Origin of the sequence: Nocardia sp. NPDC058480, from assembly GCF_042720495.1 — a bacterium.
In the GTDB taxonomy this organism is placed as follows: domain Bacteria; phylum Actinomycetota; class Actinomycetes; order Mycobacteriales; family Mycobacteriaceae; genus Nocardia.
On sequence record NZ_JBHXMN010000020.1, the window covers coordinates 1 to 17177 of the forward strand.

21 protein-coding genes are annotated in these 17177 nt (G+C 63.1%); 5 read left to right on the plus strand and 16 right to left on the minus strand.

Annotation, left to right across the window (positions count from 1 at the left end; translation table 11 throughout):
• Both ACFWO8_RS29830 and ACFWO8_RS29835 read left to right on the plus strand, forming a co-directional pair.
• Positions 1-4218, plus strand: a 4218-nt coding sequence (locus ACFWO8_RS29830) for a DUF6531 domain-containing protein (RefSeq protein ID WP_378970220.1), incomplete at its 5' end; no start/stop codon positions are given.
• Between the two features lie 12 nt (positions 4219-4230).
• Positions 4231-4569, plus strand: coding sequence for a hypothetical protein (locus tag ACFWO8_RS29835; RefSeq protein WP_378970225.1), 339 nt, complete (start codon positions 4231-4233; stop codon positions 4567-4569).
• A 123-nt stretch (positions 4570-4692) separates the two neighbouring features.
• Here the strand turns inward: ACFWO8_RS29835 and ACFWO8_RS29840 are convergent, their stop codons facing one another.
• The 4 genes from ACFWO8_RS29840 to ACFWO8_RS29855 form a co-directional block, all read right to left on the minus strand.
• On the minus strand, positions 4693-4953 hold the full coding sequence (locus ACFWO8_RS29840; RefSeq protein ID WP_378970230.1) for a hypothetical protein: 261 nt from the start codon (positions 4951-4953) through the stop codon (positions 4693-4695).
• Between the two features lie 60 nt (positions 4954-5013).
• Complete coding sequence (locus ACFWO8_RS29845) at positions 5014-5424, minus strand: PIN domain-containing protein (RefSeq protein WP_378970240.1); 411 nt, start codon at positions 5422-5424, stop codon at positions 5014-5016.
• Entirely contained in the window at positions 5421-5657 is a 237-nt protein-coding gene (locus tag ACFWO8_RS29850; protein WP_378970249.1) for a type II toxin-antitoxin system VapB family antitoxin, read from the minus strand. The genes ACFWO8_RS29845 and ACFWO8_RS29850 overlap by 4 nt, the downstream gene beginning before the upstream one ends.
• Positions 5658-5807: 150 nt before the next feature.
• Positions 5808-5915 (minus strand): DUF6069 family protein, encoded by a 108-nt coding sequence (locus tag ACFWO8_RS29855; RefSeq protein WP_378970255.1) that lies wholly within the window; start codon positions 5913-5915, stop codon positions 5808-5810.
• 65 nt (positions 5916-5980) lie between these two features.
• Here ACFWO8_RS29855 and ACFWO8_RS29860 point away from each other — a divergent pair, with 65 nt between their 5' ends.
• Both ACFWO8_RS29860 and ACFWO8_RS29865 read left to right on the plus strand, forming a co-directional pair.
• Positions 5981-6613 carry a Uma2 family endonuclease gene (locus ACFWO8_RS29860; protein ID WP_378970260.1) on the plus strand — a complete coding sequence of 211 codons (633 nt, stop codon included), beginning with the start codon at positions 5981-5983 and terminating at the stop codon, positions 6611-6613.
• A 43-nt stretch (positions 6614-6656) separates the two neighbouring features.
• The gene (locus ACFWO8_RS29865; RefSeq protein ID WP_378970264.1) at positions 6657-7082 is read left to right on the plus strand and encodes a hypothetical protein; all 426 of its coding nucleotides are present in this window, start codon (positions 6657-6659) and stop codon (positions 7080-7082) included.
• Here ACFWO8_RS29865 and ACFWO8_RS29870 read toward each other — a convergent pair.
• The 11 genes from ACFWO8_RS29870 to ACFWO8_RS29920 all read right to left on the minus strand — a co-directional run bounded on the left by ACFWO8_RS29870 (position 7068) and on the right by ACFWO8_RS29920 (position 16251).
• The gene (locus ACFWO8_RS29870) at positions 7068-7238 is read right to left on the minus strand and encodes a hypothetical protein (protein ID WP_378970267.1); all 171 of its coding nucleotides are present in this window, start codon (positions 7236-7238) and stop codon (positions 7068-7070) included. The genes ACFWO8_RS29865 and ACFWO8_RS29870 overlap by 15 nt on opposite strands.
• 230 nt (positions 7239-7468) lie before the next feature.
• Positions 7469-8095, minus strand: a complete 627-nt coding sequence (locus tag ACFWO8_RS29875; RefSeq protein ID WP_378970272.1) for a helix-turn-helix domain-containing protein — start codon at positions 8093-8095, stop codon at positions 7469-7471.
• Positions 8096-8242: 147 nt separating this feature from the next.
• Positions 8243-9661, minus strand: coding sequence for an ATP-binding protein (locus ACFWO8_RS29880; RefSeq protein ID WP_378970277.1), 1419 nt, complete (start codon positions 9659-9661; stop codon positions 8243-8245).
• A gap of 129 nt (positions 9662-9790) precedes the next feature.
• A complete protein-coding gene (locus ACFWO8_RS29885) occupies positions 9791-11026 on the minus strand; it encodes an RNA polymerase sigma factor (protein ID WP_378970282.1) in 1236 nt (411 codons plus the stop codon).
• Positions 11023-11370: a YciI family protein gene (locus ACFWO8_RS29890; protein ID WP_378970285.1), complete on the minus strand. Its 348-nt coding sequence runs from the start codon at positions 11368-11370 to the stop codon at positions 11023-11025. The genes ACFWO8_RS29885 and ACFWO8_RS29890 overlap by 4 nt, the downstream gene beginning before the upstream one ends.
• Before the next feature lie 248 nt (positions 11371-11618).
• The gene (locus ACFWO8_RS29895) at positions 11619-11864 is read right to left on the minus strand and encodes a hypothetical protein (protein WP_378970290.1); all 246 of its coding nucleotides are present in this window, start codon (positions 11862-11864) and stop codon (positions 11619-11621) included.
• Positions 11865-12118: 254 nt separating this feature from the next.
• On the minus strand, positions 12119-12556 hold the full coding sequence (locus ACFWO8_RS29900; RefSeq protein WP_378970295.1) for a hypothetical protein: 438 nt from the start codon (positions 12554-12556) through the stop codon (positions 12119-12121).
• A gap of 332 nt (positions 12557-12888) precedes the next feature.
• Positions 12889-13683 carry a nucleotidyl transferase AbiEii/AbiGii toxin family protein gene (locus ACFWO8_RS29905; protein ID WP_378970300.1) on the minus strand — a complete coding sequence of 265 codons (795 nt, stop codon included), beginning with the start codon at positions 13681-13683 and terminating at the stop codon, positions 12889-12891.
• Between the two features lie 110 nt (positions 13684-13793).
• Positions 13794-14510, minus strand: a complete 717-nt coding sequence (locus ACFWO8_RS29910) for a type IV toxin-antitoxin system AbiEi family antitoxin domain-containing protein (RefSeq protein ID WP_378970305.1) — start codon at positions 14508-14510, stop codon at positions 13794-13796.
• Positions 14511-14631: 121 nt separating this feature from the next.
• Complete coding sequence (locus tag ACFWO8_RS29915) at positions 14632-15255, minus strand: class I SAM-dependent methyltransferase (RefSeq protein WP_378970311.1); 624 nt, start codon at positions 15253-15255, stop codon at positions 14632-14634.
• Between the two features lie 132 nt (positions 15256-15387).
• The gene (locus tag ACFWO8_RS29920; protein WP_378970319.1) at positions 15388-16251 is read right to left on the minus strand and encodes an NAD(P)-dependent oxidoreductase; all 864 of its coding nucleotides are present in this window, start codon (positions 16249-16251) and stop codon (positions 15388-15390) included.
• 98 nt (positions 16252-16349) lie between these two features.
• Between ACFWO8_RS29920 and ACFWO8_RS29925 the strand changes: the two genes are divergently transcribed.
• Positions 16350-16709, plus strand: a complete 360-nt coding sequence (locus ACFWO8_RS29925; RefSeq protein ID WP_378970324.1) for a winged helix-turn-helix transcriptional regulator — start codon at positions 16350-16352, stop codon at positions 16707-16709.
• A gap of 1 nt (position 16710) precedes the next feature.
• On the opposite strand, the gene ACFWO8_RS29930 is transcribed toward ACFWO8_RS29925, so the two are convergent.
• Positions 16711-17121: a DUF4189 domain-containing protein gene (locus ACFWO8_RS29930; protein ID WP_378970329.1), complete on the minus strand. Its 411-nt coding sequence runs from the start codon at positions 17119-17121 to the stop codon at positions 16711-16713.
• Between the last annotated feature and the right edge of the window lie 56 nt (positions 17122-17177).

Consider the following 17177-nt stretch of genomic DNA (forward strand, 5'->3'; position numbering starts at 1 on the left):
CGCATCAGCGAAGTAGCCACCGCCCAAAACGCCGCCGTCACCGCAGACGTCGCGGACTGGACCGGCCAAACCGCCACCGCCTACAAATCCGCGGCCTCCAACACCACGAACCTGCTCACCGCGGCCAACACCGCAGCCACGGCCGCAGCCTCGGCAATCCGCATGGCAGGCGGGATCGTGGCCGCGGTCCGCGAAACCGTCCGAGACCTGGTAGCCCAAACCGTCGGCCGCCTCGCGGTCTGGGCCGCGGAACTGGTCTTCTCGGTCGGTCTGGCCACCCCGCTCGTCGCGGTCCAAGCCACCGCCTACATCGCCAAAACCGTCGCGACAATCTCGAAGTTGTTCTCGAAGCTGGCCAAGACGATGTCGAAGCTGAAACCGCTACTCAAGCAGCTGAAGTCAGCGTTCGGCGATATCGCGAAGGCATTCAAGAAGACCCCGTCCAAGTCGAAGAATGCCGACGACACCAGCACGAGCCCCACGAGTACGAAGCCCGCCGATACCTCGACAACGCCCTCGAGCACGAAACAGCCTGATACACCGACGAATCCGGCAACCACGCCCGACACGCCTGCGAAGACGGCCGACAATCCGGACACCCCGGGCACGAAACCGGCGAGCACTCCGAGCGATACGGGCAAGCTTCCCGACCAGTCTGGCTCCGATAAACCGAACCTCAACAAGACCACGACGCAAACCACTGAATGTGGTGACCCGGTCGACGTCGCGACCGGCGAGTTCCTGCTCCCCGAAACCGATGTCGAGCTCCCCGGTGTGCTGGCTTTGGTGTTGACTCGTCGGCACCGTTCTTCCTACCGGTTCGGTCGTTGGTTCGGGCCTTCCTGGGCCGCGTCGCTGGATATGCGGGTCGAAGTAGATCAAGTCGGGGTCCGGTTCGTCGGACCCGACGGTGAGCTGTGGCAGTTCCCTCACGCCGCCCCCGATGTTCCAGTCCGCCCGGTACACAAGGGCATCCGCGCGACCATGACCCGCACCGAAACGGGCGGATACTCAGTCCACGACCCAGACCGCGAACTCACTTGGAGCTTCCGGCCCAAACCTGTTACGTCCGGGCTGGAAACCCCACTCGGCAACTATCCGATCACCGAGATCACCGACCGCCACCACAACCGAATCACCTTCCACTACAGCGACACCGGCCATCCGGTAGAAGTCACCCACTCCGGCGGATACTGCGTCCGGATCGACACCACCGACGACCGTGTCACCGGCCTGACAGTGCTCGGCACCACCCCCGCCGGCGAACCGATTGAAACCACTGTTCGCGAATTCGGTTATACGGCAGATGATCTCACCTCGGTCACCAACGGTGTCGCTGCGACCACGACCTACAGCTACGACGATGCGCACCGCATGCTGTCATGGCGCGATTCCCGCGGCACAGCAATGCACAACACCTACGACCGGTCCGGAAGGGTCATCAAACAGGTCGGCACCGACGGCATCCTGTCGGCGACTTTCGCGTACGAACCGCTTCCCGAATTCGGGCGGTCGCGCACTCATCACACGAACTCTCTCGGCGCGACCACCGTCTTCGAGTTCGACGAAGACCTCTGCCTGCGCAACCTGATCGATCCACGCGGCGCGACGTCGATCACCGACTACAACGAGTACCGCCAACCGGTCCGCCACGTCGACGCCTATGCCAATACCACCGTCTATCTCTACAACCCCGACGGTGACCTGGTTCTGCTCCGACGCCCCGACCAGGCAATCATCACCATCAGCTACGCCGCGCCCCACTGCCCGGCCACGATCACCGATGTCGATGGCACGACTATCACACGCACCTACGACCGCCACGGCAACCTCACCAGCATCACCGATGCCGACGGTGTCACCACGGCCTACACCCATCATCGAGGTGGTGCGACGGCCTCGATCAGGCTATCGACAGGCGCCACCACCGGCATAGACGTCGACGCCGCCGGGCTACCGATCCGGATCGTCGAACCCAACAACGCGGTCACCCTCGTCGAGCGAGATACGTTCGGCCGACCCACGACCATCACCGACCCGCTCGGCAATATCAGCACCAACCAATACTCGGCCGAGGGAAAGCTGCTCTCCCACACCGACACCGACGGCACCACCCAGTCGTGGACATACGACGGCGAAGCCAACCTGCTCACCCATACCAACCAGATCGGTGCCATCACGCGCTACACCCACGGCGCCTTCGACTTGATCAGCACCCGCGAAGCCGCCGACGGCACCATCACCGCCTACACCCACAACACCGAGCGTCGTCTCACCTCGGTAACCAACCCGCTCGGGGACACCTGGACCTACGAATACGACCCGACCGGCAACGTCTGCACCGAAACCGACTACAACGGATCGGTCACCCACACCGAGCACGACCTGCTCAACCGGCCCGCTACCACCATGACGCCGACAGGTGTCCAACGCCGCCACACCTACGACATCCTCGGCCGATTCACCGGTGTCAGCACCGATACCGGTGAATGGATCACGAACACCTACATCCCGACTGGGCATCTCGCGACGGCTCGAAACGGCCTACACGACAAAACCATCCATTCGGTCACCTTCGCCCACACGCCTGCCGGCCGGGTCCTGACCCAGCACGTCGACGGACACGCAGTCACCTACGACTACGACGAGCACGGCCGCCGCACCGGGTACACGACCCCGAGCGGGGTGCAGACCAGCTACGAACACACCCTGACCGGCCAGGTAGCCGCTCTCACCACCAACGGGCACCGCTTCGACTTCACCCACGATCCGATCGCTCGCCAAAATAGCTGGCACAGCGCCGGAATCGGGCAACACAACACCCACAGCCCAACGGGCTACACTCTCAGCCGCGAACTCGTCCAGCTCGACCCGCACAGCAGCATGCCCACCCGGCTGCTCGAACGCGACGAATACACTTGGCGCCCAGATGGCTACATCACGAGCCACACCACTGCGACACCGACGACAAACCGCCGTCGTGATTACACCCTGGATGTGATCGGGCGCATCACCGACATCGCGACCCCCAACGTTGGTGTCACCGAGCAGTACACCTACGACGCTCTCTCGAACCTAACGACCGCCGATTTCGCGATATCAACGGCGCCATCCGATCCCATTGGGCCCGAGCATATCCCGCCCGAACCCGCAAGCGATCCTCGCTTCGAGTACCGCAACAACCTCCTTGTTCGCGCCGGCCGTACTCGCTACCACTACGACCCCGCCGGCCGCCTGATCCGCAAAGAGAAGACCCGGATCTCCCGCAAACCCGCCATCTGGCACTACCGCTACAACGCCTTCGACCAACTCATCGAAGTCACCATCCCCGACAACACCACCTGGTCCTACACCTACGACTCCTTCGGCCGTCGAACCAGCAAACACCACCAAGCCAGCAACACTTACACCGAATTCGCTTGGGACGGCGTTCATCTCACAGAACAGGCCACCACCGACCACGCAGGCACCGAAACCTACACCTGGACCAACCACCCAACTACCCACGTCCCCCTCGCCCAGTCCATCGACGACCAATTCTGGGCAATCGTCACCAACCTCGAAGGCAGCCCCACCCACCTCGCCGACCCCACCACCGGCGAAATAGCCTCGACCGCTACCGCGACGCTTTGGGGTGAAACTGTCTGGACCGGGCAGGACACGCCCCATCGATTTCAGGGTCAGCAATACGACTGTGAATCCGGCCTCCATTACAACAGGCATCGCTACTATGACCCCGAAACCGGCCGATACCTCACGCAAGATCCGTTGGGCCTTGACCCCGCGCCCAACCCGATGACATACCCTCACAACCCCGTCGTGTGGGCAGACCCGCTGGGCCTTGCGCCGAGTGCATGTCGCCAGGTCAGCTACACCGGCTCCCAGGGAACAGGAAAGGACCTAAAACGTAATGGTCAAGTAGGTACCGACCAGTGGCAATTCAACACGGGCCATGGATATGATCGGGCACACACGGGGCCGGGTGGCGTGCAGAATGATCTGCGCACAACAGGGATGACTGCCGATGAAATCGAACAGGGTATCGTTTCGGACGTCTACGATCATATAGACCGTGGCGGCGCGATACCTCAGGGTGGAACACCCGGATTCAGCGGCCCATTGCAACGAAACGCGGTTATTAATGGGCACAACGTCGGATACCGAATAATGCAGTCACCGGATGGCGTGTTTCGAATTGGAACGTATTGGCTCAATTGATTGGATAACAATATGACCAACCTTGGTAGGGCGGCTCGGGAACTGATCTCCAGCCTCGATGATTCATCTCGGGAGCAAGTTTCCGATGCGGCACGAGCATTTATTGAGTTGATAACATTCGCCGATGTCGATGACATCACTTCGATGTTGAGCGAAGAGCTGCAAAAAGACTGGATGGGCATGCCGGTGTGGGCGCGAAACCTCAGTTTTCGCCTAGCGTGCCTACAGGATCCAAATAACGCAGAACTTCTACACGAAGCGTCTGTCGACTTGTACAGTTTCGGACCAGATTGGGATGATCATGCCGAATCACTCGCCGAACGTTCGCGAACACTGAAGGAAAACGGGTGAATCCCTGTCGCCGTCGAACTCCGTTCAAGACATGACCCGGAAGACCACCCGCTATGCCGAGGCCGGAATCCCCTGGTAATGAGACGTCGATGCCGACGAGCAAGCCCTGCGCCAAGATAATTCTTACAACGAGGACACATCAAAACAAATGACGTCACCGGGCTGGACAACACGCGATATTCCCTCCGAAAATACGAGGGAATAGACACCCGGCACCGATCTTTTCAAGTGCATCGACTCGAGCATGCCGTTAACCTCGGTTCCATCACCCCGGTGCAGCGTCACCTGCTGTCCGATCTCAAAGTTTCCTGTGGCCCTGCCCACGACATACGGGTTGTCCATGAAGCTAACCGGGTAGATAGCCGTGACATGAAACTCACTCATTGAATTCCACCTCTATACGAAACAGGCTGCCGTAGCTACTGATCCGGTGTGGCCGGTCCGTCACCCCGTACGTATATCGCGTTGGCGCAGCTCGAGTAGCACGCGGGCGACAGTCGCGAAGTCGTCGTCAGTGTGCAGGACAGTCAGGTCGTGGTGGACAGCAGTAGCGCAGACGACCAGGTCGCCCACGCCTGCCGAGCGGTGCTGTCCCCGCTGAGTCAGCTTGTACTGAGCAGTGTCGACCCATCTCCAGGCGTTCTTGGGGACGCCCGCGGGTAGGCATACCGCATCGATATCGGCAGCAAGATCATCGCGGTCGGCTGAACTTGTCGCCGAGAACAAGAACTCTGCCCGCGTGACTTCACAGATCCGGAGCGCGCCGGCATCAATTTCGGGGCGCCATCTCGCGAACGTATCTTTCTCACGGAACAGGCGCCACAGCGCCGACGTATCCAGCAGGTACCCGATCACCGCGAGAAGGCTTGCCTGCGTGCCGCTTTCGCCGCCTCACTCGCCGCAGCGGCTTCATCGAAATCACCGCGCTGCCCGCGCTCGAACAACCGCTGTGCGGCCTCCACCCGTCGCACCCGCGCCACATAGTCCCGCAGGGCAGCGTTGACAGTGTCCTTCTTGGTGGTCGAGCCCATCAACCTCATTGCTTCTGCGAGAGCTTCGTCGTCCAGATCGATCTGAGTTACCGACATGACACACCACCTTGTATCCAATGTATGTACATTGAGTATGCCACCAACATTCGGCCTCTTCAAGGCCGAGAATCACCGCGGTCTGCCGACCTGGCGAGTCTCAGCTACTCGAGTGCGAACACTGCAACACCACCCACAGTCGATGCCCCGTCATGCACTCCGACGATCGAGCCGCGTGGCGACCACCGGGATGACGATCGCGGTGGCGACGAGGTGTGTGAGCATCAGGGTGAGGTTGGTGTCGGCCGACGCGGTCACGCTCGAGAGCCGGTAGGGCCATGTTTCCTGGAGACCTGGCGGGTCCCGCACGCTAGCCTTGCAGGGTGACCGCAGACCTCGGCAGCGCCGGTTCGCTCCCAGAAACCCTCACCTGGGAGGAATTCCTAGCACTGCCCGATGCCATCGCGCAGTGCGTGGAAGGACTCGACCATGGTCGCGTCATCTGGGCACGCACCGGGCCCCGCCGAAATCAGCGGGCCGCGGTACGCCTGCGCAACGCACTGGAGTCTGCCTGGTCGGCCGTACGTACAGAACACGACGAGTGCTTCGAAGCCGATGTCGAGCAGCCGATATTCTTCACCGCCAAGAACGACTTCCTCAAACCTGACTTCATCCTGTACCGGTGCCTGCCAGACCAGGAGCAGGACGTGCCCGCGTCCGCCGTTGTCATCGCGGGTGAAGTCCTGTCGCCGTCGAACTCCGTTCAAGACATGACCCGGAAGACCACCCGCTATGCCGAGGCCGGAATCCCCTGGTACTGGGAAGTCGATGCTGGTGAGCAAGCAGTAACCATTCGAATCAACGCGCTGTTACCCGCTCCGGAACACCGCCCAGCCGGTGTCACTCCCCTGCGGGCGTTCCACTACGAACCGGTCGCACAGTGGGTCGGCGTCGGCGATTTCACCTACCACCTGCCCTTCCCTTTCACGATCCCGTCAAAAAGCCTGGCCTACTAGCGACCTGAGTAGGTCAGATAGCTCCTAACGGAAGGTTTCGCAGATGCGTTCGACCATCGGGCTCACCGCTATCGTCGCGATTTCGCTACTCGGCACCGGAACAGCGTCGGCGGAGGTGCGCGAGGCGAAGATCCAGTGCCTCGGTTCGAACGCCAACTTCCACCTGTACCCGTTCTATCTGTCCCTCGTGGCGACCTCGTCGGACGACCGCCCCGGCACCATCTCGGTCCAGCCGCGCGGAGATTCGGCCTTCGGCCCCTTCAGCTACCACGCGACCGTCAACTGGACCAACCTCGACACCGGCGAATCCGGCGTCACCGCCCAGCACGGCACCGTCAGCGGCAACATGCCCAGCTTCGATATCCACCCCGGCTGGGGCACAGTGCGTCTGACCGGCTCGGTAGGCACCTCCGGCGTGTCCGCGGGCCAGACCATGCAGTGCTCCGGCACAGACCTATTCGTGCCGTAGCGCCGAGCGGCTCGCGATCGACGCGATGTTCTTGCCGATCAGTTCGCGGCTCCGAGCGATCTCATCGACAGCCGATTCCACCTCGACAGCGTCGACCGCTTCCTGAAGGGAATAGGCCAGCGATGTCACCAGTTCGACTACCCGATCCTCGACCAAGCCCGAAATCCGGGCGAGTTTGCGCCAGTGCGGCAGCCTTACTTCCGCTGCACGCCGCGCCCGCCGCTACCCATTGCCAGCTTCTGATCGAACTGCGCTGTCGCTGCCACGCGATAGCGCGATCGGCGTGGTGGGCGCGTTCTCGCTGTAGTCGAAACGAACGTGTCCGGATGGCCCGCGCGTGAACGTTCCCGCGTGGTGCCCCTCCAACCACGCATGGAGAACCTCTGTCATCGCAGGTCCATCGCGGGCAGGGCCGTGGGTTCGACACCTAACGCCCGCAACACTTTTCGCAGACCGATAAGATCACGTACCGATTCGGCCCGCTCGATGGCCACCACCAAGGCGCGATCCACCCCGGCGCGCTCGGCAAGGTCACTCCGCGCCAGCCCCTGGATTGCCCGTTCGTCGCGAACCACCCGTGCCAGTGTCGACGGATATCGCAAATACTCCTGACGAGGCCGGTGAAGCACCTCCCAGACCCGCGTCTTGTTCCCCGCGATCGCGTGCACAACCAGATTGGACCCGCCGTCCAACTGTGTCGGCGGGCGCCCGGCCCACCAATCGACCAATAGTTCGGCCGGATCATCCACCGTGCGCAACAGCCTCAGCCGCTCGGCCGTGCGGGCACGCACCTGGCCGGTCAATTCGCCCAATGATCTGGCGTGCAGTGCGCGCACAAGCGCGCGCTGCGATGCTTCCGACAACGGCCGCCGCGCCGCCCGCCGAACCGGATGAGGCGCATCCACCACCCAACGGCCACCCACTTTGCGAGCCGGCACCGCACCTGCCCGGGCCAGCGCGCGAACACGCCGAGGTGACACCCCAGCAAGCTCCGCATACTCGGCCACATTCATGACACAAGTATACCGATTCGGTCCTCACATAGACCGAACAGAAGACCGGGCAGTTCTACACCAGATGCTCGCGCCTCCTGGTCAGGTACGCGCGCTCCGCCGGGTTCTGCGTGGCGGCGTTGATCGCCGCCACGAGCTCGGCCGCACTCACGAAGACCACGCCGGGAGTAAGTCCGCCGGACCATACGCTGCGTCGAGTCCGGCACAGTCGATCCCGCTGCGCGAGACTGCGATCACCGGCACCGGATCTGGCGTGAGCGCGGCCCGGTGCCGAAGCAGGGCAGCGAGATCGTGCCGGTCGAATGGGGAGTTCTCCAGCCATTTGACCGAGCCGACGAACAACAACTCCTTGGCGATCGGCGCACGGTCAGCGCCGACGATATCGATCTCTACATCGTTGGTACGGGTCCAGTAGCCACCGATGGCAGGTGCAGCGGGGAGGTTTGCGTCGGGCAGCAGACGTGCCAGCGCCTCACGCACCAAAGGTTCAACCGCCCTGCCGCGCCAACTTGTCCAGCTCTCGCGGATGCGATTCAACGTCAGGTCACCCCGGCCGCGCTCGATCTCCGCCATCGCCGGACCCAGGAATTTCAACCAGAAACGGAGATAGGGATCCGCCACCCGATAGCGACGATCCTTCGACGGGCGCATGGACAGCGGCAGTTCTGCGGCGATAATACGTTTGTCGGCAAGGATCCCCAGCGACCGTTGCAACGGGCTCGCTCCCATCCCGCCCGCGGCGCGGGCAATGTTGGAGAACGTCCGCTCACCGCTACCGATCGCGGAAAGAACGGTGCGAGCCTGGACCTGTTGTGGAAACTCCGCGGCAAGCGAGCGCTCCGCCGACACCAGCAAAGCCGAGACCGGATCGCTGAGCGCAGCCTCCAAGAAATCCCATATTCCGGCACCGCGCATCCATTCCGCACAGATCAAAGGCAATCCACCGGTGATCAAGGCCGCATCGAAAGCCTCAGCAGGACCGAGGTCCAGCATCTGCCCCACCTCTGCGGGGTTGAGCGGCCCCAGCACCATCTCTCGCCCACGCTGGTGAAACGGGCGTCCATAACTGTTGAGCGCCTCCATCATCGACAGGTCAGAGCCGATGAGAACCAGCAGCACCGGCTTCGTCTCCAGCATTCGGTCCCAAGCCCGCTGCAACATCCCCTCGAAGGCGCCATCTGCATCCATCAAATAGGGCACCTCGTCCATGACAACCACGCTCGCCCGGTCCTGTGGCAACGCCGCCGCCAACACATCGAATGCGGCATCCCAACTCGCCGGACGGGCGGCAGACAGCAGATTTGCCAGCGGAAGGCTGGACGACTGCGCATCCCGGCTGAGCCGCTCGAGGTCCGCCCCGGGCGAAGCGCCCGTGGCTGCGTAGAAGAGGAACGGCGCACCAGACTTCTCAGCGAACCGCTCCACCAATCGTGACTTACCCACCCGGCGGCGTCCTCGAAGCATGATGCACCGCCCGGGCCGCTCCCCACCGACGCCAGCCGTCACCTTGCCCAGTTCACGATCTAACGTCTCGAGCTCATGTCGCCTACCCACGAATTCAGCCATACCGCCGCCCTCCAGAGGATACCGCATCTTACTAACATCAATGTTAGTAAGATGCATGTTAGCAACAGGCGAACCTCCCACTGGACCATGCAGTGCTCCGCACAGACCTCTACGTGCCGTAAGCGCTGCTCAATTGCCCGGATCGACCAGATGCTCGCGTCTTCTGGTCAGGTACGCGCGCTCCGCCGGGTTCTGCGTGGCGGCGATCGCGGCGTCGTAGGCGGACCTCGCCTCGGCGCCGCGTCCCAACCTGCGAAGCAGATCGGCGCGGGCGGCGTGCCAGGCATGGTAACCGTCGAGCGGCAGGGAATCTATTTGCGCCAGAGCTACATTGGGGCCGTCGAGTTCGGCGATGGCGACGGCTCGGTTGAGGGCGACTATCGCGGTGGGGGTTACGGCGTAGAGCTGGTCGTAGAGGGCGACGATCTGGTTCCAGTCGGTATCGCGGGAGTCCGCCGCGTCGGTGTGCACCGCGTTGATCGCCGCCATGAGCTGGTAGCGACCAGGTCGAGGCCCACCTGCCGCGACTCGACCTAGGCATTCGCGCACCAGCGCGTGCCCCTCGACGATGAGGGCGCGGTCCCAGCCGCCACGGTCCTGTTCGTCGAGCGTCAGCAGCTCCCCGCCCGCGAAACGGGCCGCACTGCGCGCATCGATGAGCAACATGAGCGCGAGCAACCCGGCGACCTCACCGTCATCGGGCAGCAGATCTCGCACGATGCGACCGAGCCGAATCGCCTCCGCCATCAGGTCGACCCGAATAGCTTGCGCGCCTGCCAGATACCCCTCGTTGAAGATGAGGTAGACGACGGCCAGCACTCCGCCGAGCCGATCGGTGACGTCATCGCGATCGGGCACGCGGAACGGGATGTGCGCGGCTTTGATCTTGGCTTTGGCGCGGGTGATACGTTGCGCCATAGTCGTTTCGGCTACCAGGAACGCACTTGCGATCTCGCCGACTGTGAGCCCGCCGAGCAGGCGTAAGGTCAGCGCGACTCGCGCCTCCGGCGCCAATGCCGGATGACAACTTGTGAATACGAGCCGGAGACGGTCGTCGTTGATCGGTCCGGTCGGTTCGTGCGGTTCGTGATCTTCGATGATCATGGCTGCCTGGTGCTTCGAGTCGCGCAGTGATTCCCGGCGGATCCGGTCGATCGCGCGGTTGCCCGCGGTCTTGGTCAGCCAGCCGCCCGGGTTGGGCGGAATGCCGTCGACCGGCCACCGTTCGATGGCCGTGAGCAGGGCCTCACCCGCCGCGTCCTCGGCGATGTCGAGATCGCCGAAGCGCCGGGCGAGCGAGGCGACCACCCGGCCGTACTCCTCGCGGTAGATCCGATCGATCCGCGCGCGAGTGTCGTCGCTCATGCGCCGTCGAACGTCCTGATCTCGATCTTCTGCTCGCAGACCTTCGACGCCCTTGCGGCGATCTTCAGAGCGGCATCGAGGTCAGGTGCCTGCACGACCCAGAATCCACCGAGGCATTCCTTGGTCTCGGCGTACGGCCCGTCGGTGACGACCACATCCGCGCCGGTGTTGTCGACCGTGGTCGCCTCATCGATCCGCCCGAGCCCACCCGCGAACACCCACACCCCTTCGGCCTTGAGCTCGTCGTTGAACTTCCCCGTCGCGTCGTACTGCGGCTGCGCCTCCTCCTGCGGAATGTCGTAGGCACTCGGGTCGACAACTACGGAAAGCAAGTACTGAGCCATCTCGAACTCCTTCGTCGGCGGCCGCCACCTCAGCAGCCTCTACCCTCTCCACGAACGACCGAACACGAATACGACAACTCTGACCATGATGCTCTCGAACCTCTGCTCCTGGAGCTGACCGGTCTCGAGAGGTGCTGCGATCGCCGCGGAATTCCGCAGGAAAACGTTCACAGTTCAAAGGTAGCTGTGAACGTTTTCCTACGGATGACGCGAAGGAACGCGCTATGACAGGCCCGCAAGACGTTGCATCAGATTTTGATGCAAATGGGGAAGGGGACGTCCGCATGGAAAAGTGTGATGTTCATGTTCAGCAGGCCGGTGCCGCCACAAGCGTGCACTGGTGTTGCCCAAGGCCTGGCTGACGTGACGCTTTCTACCGAACCAACGTTGACGCCAGAGCTCGCAGACTCTGCTGAAGCGACCCCGCTCGCGAAGGCGACCATCGGCGTGATCGCAGCTGCGGCGATCGCCGCGCGCATTGCAAACTTCTTCATGTCTTTCACCTTCCACTGGATCGGCGTTCGGAGCCGATACACCACATAGACCGAATTCGGTCCACTGGCCCAGTGTGCGGCTGGCCGCTGATCCACCACATCCGTGCCAGCACGGAACCCGCAGCTCACGGCTGTTTGCAGACGTGAGCGCGGCCCGGTGCCGAAGCACGGCAGCGAGATGCTGCTGGCGAATGGGGACTTCTCGAAGCGCGCGTGACCCCAGGTCCAGACGTCACGCGCGTCCCGCGTGAGAACTACGCGGCGTACTCCGCCATGCACTGACCCGAGGTAACGCTCTGGCCGGCCTCGTTGGACGTGCCGAAGACGAAGGCGATCCGGCCGGGCTCGGTCCACACTTCGGGAATCGACAGCAGCGTGCGGTGGCCCGCTACCCAGGTCTTCGCATCGCCGCTGCCGCTTCGGCCGGTGTCGATGTTCGCCCAGGTCGCGGTGAACGACTGGTCGTAACCGCCCTTGGAGTTGGCGTCGGTGATCAGAGTCAGCTCGAGCGAACCGTTGGAGTTGCGGTCGACCTTGACCTCACTGGAACCGTTGACTTCGGGGTTGTCAGGGGTCAGGTAAGTCATCGAGCACAGCGACTTGGCGGGCTGCGCCGCAGCCATGGGGGCGACGGCGACAACAGCGCCTGCCAGACAGGCCACTGCGACCGCGCCGATCGAACCGATACGCATACGTGAGATGTTCAAGTCTTCCTACCACCGATCATGTGCGAACTGGACAGGATGCCCGAGCGAAAGACTCGCCTGCAGAACAGTATTCGTCGCTCGGGTGATCTCGGAGGTGCAATCACCCCACGCTGAGGTGATCTTCGCAAAACTAACTTTCGTTACCGTTCAGGCAAATTGACTGGGCAAAGCATCAAAGATGCCTGCGTGCACGCAGAAGAACATGGTGTTCGCACCTCACCAGCTTCCGAATGACCCACTCCCCGAACCGATTCGGTCAGGAACTGATCGGGGCCTCCCGGTCGAGCACCGACCTTTCGCTTGAAAAGACAAGCGCTCTACACCCAGAGTGCCCGTTCAGGGCTCCACTCCTCGCCGGTTTCAACCTCGGGAAGCGAACCAAGGATTCGGTTGTAGCAACGACCTGCGACCGCGATGGCCGTTTCGAGGTCATGGTGGTCCGAAGCCAGCGGGCTCTTCTTCGCCTCGGACGTCCAGCCGCGATTCCAATCCGGGCCAGGACTAGTGAGCGTGACCGGCAGTGTGCCGATGCCGCGCGCGGCCCGCTCACGTTCGACCGCCGCGACCGCCAGTCGGAGGCTGATCGGCAGGAACATGCTGACGAGCAACAGGTCGACAAGATCGCGGTACCGGCCGGACGATTGAAGCGCACGCGTGCCGTAGATCTCGTACATCGCGCAGATTTTGTCTGCGATCTGGTCGACGAGCGGGTAGAGCTGGACGTCGGTTTCCGGCGGAAAGTCGTCGGTATCGATCAAGCGTGGGATCGACTTCCGCTCGACTGGTCCAACTAGTTCTCGCCGTGCGCCGACGATATCGATACTGAACGTATCGAACGTTGTGCCACCGAGTAGCGCGCCGACGGTGACCCGTGCACCTTTCCCGTTGCTCAGCGCCACTGGTTGGCCAACCTCGAAACGGAAGTGATCAATGCGGTGGTCGCGAACCACGCGACGTAGCTCAGCAACCGGGTCCGCAGCGTCTGACGCGACCATCAGGTCAATGTCACGGCTGTATCTGGCGTGCGGAAGACGCACCATCATCCCGACCCCGCCCTTGAGGATCCACCCCTGCGGGTCGGCGTCGAATACACGCGCGAGGAAGCGGGACATCACGAAACTCCGCTTCACTGTGTTGAATTGCTGGCCGTTCTCCTTAGCATGAGTCTTCAGCCGATGGGTGATGCTAGTTCTGACGGACTGCGGGGACCGCTCCACTTTGCTCACCTCTCTGAAGTAGGTCTCGCAGCGGCGCGCGCTGCGATCTCGGCCAGTGCCACGGTGTTTGCCGATACACCGGCCTGTTCGATCAGTGCTTCGAGGAATCCGTCACCGTCGAACGGGCGGTAGCCGTAGCGGAATGCGTGCGCCGCCAGCACTGTGACGACGTCCTCGGTAGCAACCAGGCTGCGGGTAAGCGCTTCGCGAACAACTGTTGCCAGATGACCGGCGTCCACGAAGGCAGCCGCCAGGTCATCAATCGTGCGGACCGGAGTTGTCACAGGTAGTCCGTCGACAACCTGCCAGTCGTCACGGACGAGCTCCCCGCGGTGTACTTCGATATCGGGTAGCGCGAGCCGGATCCGGCGGGCTGCGGTCAGCTCCACTACGTCGGCGTCGAGGTCACCCAGCTGGTGCATCTCTGCCGCGGTGCGATGGGATAGGACACCGGTCGGTACATCCTGGTCGAGGCGCTCCCAGACGACTCGCGCCGGATCGATCGCGATCCAAGCAACCCGTTTCTCCTGATGCTCGTCATAAGGAAATCGCGCGACCCGGTACAGGCCGTGGTGCAGTCGTTCCAGTACGCCGGAATCAGCCATCTGCTTGAGCTGCTGGGGTGTCACACCAGCTATCGAGCGTGCCTGCCTGCTGGTGATCAACCCCCGCTGCTCATTGGCGAGTCCCACCACCTCTGCGGCACGACTGGTTGTAGACATGGCACGATAATAGCTAATTCTGACCACTTTTGTGCCAGATATGGCTATTATCGTGCCATATCCAGTCCACAGGGAACGGGACATGGGCAGCACGCCGGGCGAACCCCGAGCGCTGGCTTCGTCAGTCGGCTGCGGTCTCCTGTTGCAATCCCAAGTAGCTCCAGTGCACGTCTTGCCGACCATGCGGGTCTGCACGCTCGCTGAGGTGCACAACGCTCAGACCATAGCCTCGGGCGAGCTCGATCGTCTCGTGTGCCGAAACGTGGAACATCCGCCGTCCGGCCGGGACGGGGCCGTGGCGCAGGGAGAAGATCACCCGCCCCTCGAAGGCAAGCAATTCGGCGATCCTCTTCATCGCTGACGACCGCTGTGGTTCATCCAGATGCATCCACACCGCCGTCAGAAGGATCACGTTGAAGCGTGCGCCGCGACTGCGAAGAATCCGCATTTCGGGCAGCGAGTCGTCGACCCATTCGATGGCCCGGCCGACATGGATCTGTTGACCAAGGGCTCGAAGTTCCGCGGTGGGCTCAGCGGCGACGACCACATGCCCCTGGCCTGCCAGTGCGGCGGCATCGCGGCCGCTGCCTGCGCCGATGTCGAGGATCGCGCTGGGCCGAGAGGGGAACAGGTGCAGTACGTCGCAGTGAACATCGGCGAAGGAGACGCTCTCGTACTGCTCGGCGAGCGCGTCGGCGGCTTCACCATAGCCAGCGGTACTGGACAGGGCCTTCGGATCGATCATTCGTCAACGCTAGCGATCCCAAATGCCCTCGGCATCGGCGAACTCGACCCATGCACCCCGCAATTCTGCCCGTCGTCGAGCACCGTGGCGGTCGAGCCATGCTACACGCGGGGGTACCCGCGGCACCGCAACTCAACGACGCAACAGGTCTACGACACCAGTGTTGGACTCGTGCCCGCCGCCCTCGGCGACCCGCCGCTCCATCAGTGCCATGAAAGGCGTGAGCAGCTCCGGACTGACGCCTTGTTCGGCGGCAGTGCGCAGCAACGTGCCGTTCGTCGTGACCATCATCGCCAGATTCGATTCGACACCCTCGGCGTAGTCGCCACTGGCCAGCTGGGCGGCGGTGCCGTACGCGTAGCCGGCCATCGCCTGCTGGTAGCCGACCATGAAGGGCGCGAAATCGACCGGTGAGATGTCCTCCGCACGGATCAAGGCGAAGCCGTGCGCGGCGCCGGCGAACATGCCCCACATCGCGCTGAGCAGGGCGATGTCGTACAGAGCCGCGAAACCGGCGTCCGTGCCTACGTATTCGACCCTGGCCAGCACGGCCAGCGCATCTGCGTTGGTCTCGTGCAGGTGCGCCGAACCGCTGTAGAAGACGTACGCGCCGGACTCGACCACACCGATCATCGACGGCACAGCCATGATCCCGCCGTCCAGAAAACGCCCGCCGCGCGAGGCAATCCAGTCGGATAGTTCGCGGGCCTCGGCGGGGGTGCTGGTGGTCAGGTTGACGATGTCGTGCCCGGTCAGGTCGATGCCGTCCAGGGTCGCGCGCACCGACGCGTCGTCGAGGAGACAAACGACGATCAGCGAGTTCGCGGAGATGGCTTCAGCCGCGGTCGCGGCGACGGTCGCCCCGTCTGGAGCCGGTCGGGCACTGCGATTCCAGACCGTGACGGCGTACCCGTCGGCGAGCCAGGAGCGCACCAGGGCCGAGCCCATATCGCCGAGGCCGAGGACGGTCAGTGACTTCTTCGAGTGATCGGACATGAGCAATACTCTTGGCGAGCCACCCGGGCCGAACAAGTACGCACAGCGAAGTGGGTACGTACTTCCGGGTAAGAGAACAGCAGGTGAAAGGGGCATTCGTGCCGATCACACGCAGGCCGGGCGCGTACACATGCGGACTCGACGCCACCCTGTCGGTCCTGAACGGCAAGTGGAAGATGATGATCCTGTGGCCGCTCAGCGAACGCCCCCACCGCTTCGGTGAATTGCGCCGCCAGGTACAGGGTGTGTCAGAGAAGGTCCTCACCACGCAACTGCGGGAGCTGGAAGCCGACGGAATCGTGCACCGCGAGGTGTTCGACGAGGTCGTCCCGCGCGTCGAGTACTCGCTGACACCACTGGGCGTGTTGCTCAACAACGCGCTGCTTCCGCTGGAAGCCTGGGGCCGTGAACATCTCATGGAGACACCGCGCGCCGAAGGTGCGGTCAGCGGGAACTGAATCAAGGCAGGGTGCAGGCGTAGGCGTGATCGAACGAGCCGGCGCTTCCGGTGCCGGTGGGGAGGTTGCGGATGGCGTCTGCGTGCGCCTCCCCTGGGGTCGCCCCTTTACCGAAGCCCAAGATCGGGAATCCTGCGACGATCGCGAGCGGACTCGTCGCGACCGCACCGCAGCCGTTCGCGAACGTCACCACCATCCGGCAGTCGATGATGCCTTGACCCTTGCACGCCCGGTCGGCGGCTCGAATGGCGTCGGCTTCCGTCGGGTGGTTGACCGAAAACGCGTAGACGTTGCCCCACACGCTGAGGGAAGCGGCGCCCCAGTTGACCGGGTCGGCGGCGGCGGGCGGGGCCGCGAGGACGGCAGCGGCGCTCACCGAGAGCGCGGCGACCGCAAAGGACTTGTTGAACATGTGGTGTGTGCTTCCTCTGCGCGCCGACTAGGGTGCGGCGATCGCATGGAAGATAC